Annotated in this window: 2 protein-coding genes; both read right to left on the reverse strand. The window is 52.8% G+C overall.

The genetic code is table 11. From position 1 onward, the window contains the following. Positions 1-811, reverse strand: an 811-nt coding sequence (locus tag ACP5D0_RS07775; RefSeq protein WP_472365098.1) for a metallophosphoesterase family protein, incomplete at its 3' end; no start/stop codon positions are given. A gap of 229 nt (positions 812-1,040) precedes the next feature. Then, positions 1,041-4,916 (reverse strand): phosphoribosylformylglycinamidine synthase, encoded by a 3,876-nt coding sequence (purL, locus tag ACP5D0_RS07780; protein WP_472365099.1) that lies wholly within the window; start codon positions 4,914-4,916, stop codon positions 1,041-1,043. Positions 4,917-4,941 lie beyond the last annotated feature (25 nt).

The raw sequence follows: 4,941 nt of genomic DNA on the forward strand, positions 1-4,941 counted from the left end.
GGTTGGCATTCGCCGTACGTGGGAAGGCTTGACCCACAACCGCAATGCGCTCGCCATTAATCACTTTCACGCTGTAGGGCTTAAACGGACGGGCTTCGTCTTCATTGTACATACCGATGTTGTTGTGTTTCTCGGTCATTTCACGGTAAGCGTCACCGAACAAAGAGTCTTCTTTGATGCGGATGTTTTGCGCCAAAAACTCACCGTTAAACTTGCCAACGTTCGTCAAGACTTCATCTTCATGGTAAGTGAATTCCCAGTGACCGGTCATAATATCCACACCCAGCAGGTTAGAGGCTTCCACCATATCCTGACCACGTGTCCACAGAGCCGTTCCAGAACCGTGCCACAAATCGCCGCCGTCCATCGTCAGGGTGTTTTCACGCCCACCGGCCGATTCACGCAATTTGTCCAGCAAAGTCTTAACGTGGGCAAAACCGCCCACTTTACCATACTGCTCAGAAGCGTCTTGGAAATTCAAATAGGTAAAGGCATTCGCCAAAGGCGTGTTTTCAGGAATATTCAATTCTTTCAGCAGATGCGTGCCGACAACGTGTGGCAATTTGCCGTAAGCCGGCCCAACACCCAGATTCACATTCGGTTCGCGGAAGTAGATGGGCTTTAACTGAGCGTGGGTGTCGGTAATGTGCAGCAGACGCACCTTGCCTTTCATTGGCACATTGTACATATCGGAAGAAATGGCTGACCCTTTGCTTGGACTCGAAGACATGGCCTTGGCCGTGCCGGGAAGCATTCCGGCCGCAGCCGCCATTGACATTACATGAAGAAATTCACGACGATTTAAAGACATATTGCCCTACTCCGTTTGAAATTAAAAAAACCGCTTTGAGCTTCGCCCAAAGCTTGATAAGAAGTCAAAAATAAATTTGTGTAACCTTACTGGAAAGCCGCGTTCAAAGTCAAATAAACTAAAATAATGATTGATAAAGTTTTATTTATCGACAATAGGTTTAATTTATATAAGCACTTTCTAATTTACTTATATCATAAGCATTTCAACTTGGCTTTGTCTCCTATTCTCAACCGACCCATTTGCGCGCATTTCGGAACAGACGCATCCAAGGCGCGTCCTCCTGCCAATCATCTGGATGCCAAGAATTTTGTACCGTACGGAACACACGTTCCGGATGCGGCATCATAATGGTGACCCGCCCATCCGGCGTGGTCAAACCGGTCATCCCGCCCTCGGAACCGTTCGGATTGAAGGGATAGGTTTCCGTCGGCTGTCCGGCCGCATCCACATAACGCAATCCCACCAGGCCTGACACGTCCGCCGCGGAACCGTCGCCAAAGTCCATACGGCCTTCACCGTGCGCCACCGCCACCGGAATGCGCGTTCCCGCCATGCCTTGCAACAGAATCGACGGCGATTCTTGAATTTCCACCAGCGAGAAACGCGCCTCGAACTGCTCGGAACGGTTACGAACAAACGCCGGCCAGTGCTCCGCGCCCGGAATGATTTCTTTCAAGTTCGACAACATCTGACAACCGTTACAGACCCCCAAAGTAAAAGTGTCTTCGCGCTGGAAGAACTGCTCAAAGGTCTGACGCGCCGTGTCATTGAACAGGATGGAATTCGCCCAACCCCGACCGGCGCCCAAAACGTCCCCATAAGAGAAGCCGCCACAGGCGACCAAACCGCGGAAATCATCAAACGCCACGTCACCGGACAAGACATCCGACATGTGCACATCAATCGCATCAAACCCGGCACGATCAAACGCGGCGGCCATTTCCTGCTGACCGTTCACACCCTGTTCACGCAAAATCGCCACTTTTGGGCGCGGCTGACATTTGAAATCCATCGTAATATCATCGTTCGGGTCAAAGGTCACCAATGGGCGTATCTCAGTATTGGCGTCCTGCTGAATGGCATCGAATTCCTGCTGGGCGCAGGTTTCGTTATCGCGCAAGGCTTGCAGGCGATAGCTGGTTTCCGACCACCAGGCCTGGTAAATTTTGCGGTTTCCGCTCAGCAAAGTCTGACCGTGCGCGGAAATCTGAATGACATCGTCCTTATTGGTAGTACCAATCCAATGCGCCATATCGGCCAAGCCATGGGCTTCCAACAAACCGGCAATCACCGCTTCGTCATCCGCCAAAACTTGAATCACCGCCCCCACTTCCTCGGCACACAAGGCCGACACCGGCTCATCGCCCAAAGCCGAGGTATCCAACGTCAAACCACAATGTCCGGCAAAGGCCATTTCCAATAAGGTAATCAAGAAACCGCCGTCGGAACGGTCATGGTACGCCAGCATCAAATCATCAGCCATCAAAGCCTGAACAAAGTCGAACAACTTCAACAGGTCATCGGCAGAATCCAAATCCGCCGCCACATCACCGACTTGGTTATAAACCTGCGCCAAACAACTGCCACCCAAACGGTTCTGGCCACGACTCAAATCAATCGCCAACAACTTGGTGTCACCCAAATCGGTCCGCAATTGCGGCGTGACCGTCTTGCGGACATCCTGCACCGGTGCAAAGGTGGTGATGTTCAAGGACACCGGCGAGGTCACGGACTTGGATTCGTCGCCGTCCTGCCAGACGGTTTTCATCGACATGGAATCTTTCCCGACCGGCACGGCGATGCCCAAGGCCGGACACAATTCCAGCCCGACCGTTTCCACGGCATCATACAAGGCGGCGTCTTCGCCCGGATGACCGGCGGCGGCCATCCAGTTAGCGGAAATTTTAATGTCGCTCATCTTGTCGATTTTGGCACAGGCGATATTGGTAATCGCTTCGGCAATCGACAAACGCGCCGAGGCTTTCGGGTTAATTAACGCCACCGGCGGACGCTCACCGGACGCCATGGCTTCACCGGTATAGCCTTGATAATCGGAGCAAGTAATGCCCGCATCCGCCACCGGCACCTGCCAAGGCCCGACCATTTGGTCGCGTGTCACCATGCCGGTAATGGTGCGGTCACCAATCGTAATCAAAAAGCTTTTGCTGGCAATGGTCGGCAGTTTCAACAAACGTTCGGTGACATCGTTGAAATCCAGTACCGCCGGTTCAAACCCCGGTTGCGGCAATCGACGGGAGGTCACCTGACGGTGCATTTTCGGCGGCTTGCCCAGCAATACATTCAATGGCATATCGACCGGATTGTTGTCGAATTCCGTATCATTGACCACCAGTTTCTGCTCGGCCGTGGCCTCACCGACAATCGCATACAGACAGCGTTCACGGCGGCAAATCGCTTCAAACTGCTCGATTTGATCTGGGTAAATGGCGATGACATAACGTTCCTGCGACTCATTACACCAAATTTCCATCGGCGACATGCCCGGTTCGTCATTCGGCACATCACGCAACTGGAAGCGCCCGCCTTTACCGGCATCGTTCACCAATTCTGGGAAGGCGTTTGACAATCCGCCTGCGCCGACATCGTGAATGGAGGCAATCGGCGAGTTTTCGCCCAAATAGGTACAACGGTCGATGACTTCCTGGGCGCGTCTTTCCATTTCCGGGTTTTCACGCTGAACGGAAGCAAAATCCAGATTCTCCGCACCGGCCCCACTGTCCACCGAAGACGCCGCGCCGCCGCCCAAACCAATTAACATGGCCGGTCCACCCAGCACCACCAGTTTCGCACCGGCTGGAATATCGTTTTTCTCAATGTGCATTTCACGGATATTCCCTAACCCGCCGGCCAGCATAATCGGTTTATGGTACCCTCGAATTTCTTCGCCCTCGTGGGTAATCAACGCATTTTCATAGGTCCGAAAATAGCCATTAATCGCCGGACGCCCGAATTCGTTATTAAAGCCGGCCGCGCCCAAAGGGCCTTCCATCATAATATCGAAGGCTGAAACGATTCGATCTGGCTTGCCGTAAGGTCGTTCCCAAGGCTGTTCAAACCCCGGAATATTCAAATTGGAGACAGTGAAACCGGTCAAACCGGCTTTTGGCTTGGAACCGCGACCGGTCGCACCTTCATCCCGAATCTCGCCACCGGAACCCGTGGCCGCGCCAGGCCAGGGCGAAATGGCCGTCGGGTGATTATGGGTTTCCACTTTGATTTGAAAGTGGACCTTTTCGTCGCTGTGCTGATAACGGCGATTTTCGGCATCCGGGAAGAAACGCGTCGCTTGATAACCTTCAACCACAGCGGCGTTATCACTGTAAGCGGACAAGACCCCTTGTGGATTTTTCTGATAGGTATTACGGATCATCCCGAACAAGGAGTTGGGTTTATCTTCACCGTCAATCGTCCAATCGGCATTGAAGATTTTATGGCGGCAGTGTTCGGAATTCGCTTGCGCAAACATCATCAGTTCGGCATCGGACGGATTGCGTTGTAAGCCATTAAAGGCGTCCACCAGATAATCGATTTCATCTTCCGACAAGGCCAAGCCCATGACACCATTCGCCTCAGCCAAGGCATCACGCCCACCGCCCAACACATCCACCGTGCTCAGCGGCTTCGGCGCTTGGTGCGAAAACAGACCTTCCAGCGTCGTCACATCGTCACTGACCTGTTCCATCATACGGTCATGCAGTTCACTGAGCATCTGCGGTCGTGACGCATCATCAGCGCCATTCAAATAATAGACGATGCCGCGTTCGATTCGGTGAATGGCGTCCAAACCACAGGTATGCGCAATATCGGTTGCTTTCGACGCCCAAGGGGAAATCGTCCCCAAGCGGGGCGTGACAAACCAGCCCGCATGCCCCTGTTCGGTCAGAATCGCGTCAGACCCGTTCAACAGCACACGCAGCTTCGCCCAGTCATCCGCCGATAAATCCGCTGTGCCGTCATTAAGGTCAACGAAATACACAAACTGTGACACCAATCCCTCAAGAGGCCCTATTTGCGACAGCTTTGAAAACAATTGGTTCAAACGATAGTCCGAATGCGCGGGTTTTCCCCAGATAAGGTGCATACTTTTTTCCTATACAAAAAACCCT

Source organism: Hydrogenovibrio sp. (assembly GCF_049975065.1).
Lineage (GTDB): Bacteria > Pseudomonadota > Gammaproteobacteria > Thiomicrospirales > Thiomicrospiraceae > Hydrogenovibrio.

Coding starts and splice junctions, on each gene's coding strand:
- purL (WP_472365099.1), bottom strand. CDS start 4,916: ATGCACCTTATCTGGGGAAAACCCGCGCATTCGGACTATCGTTTGAAC.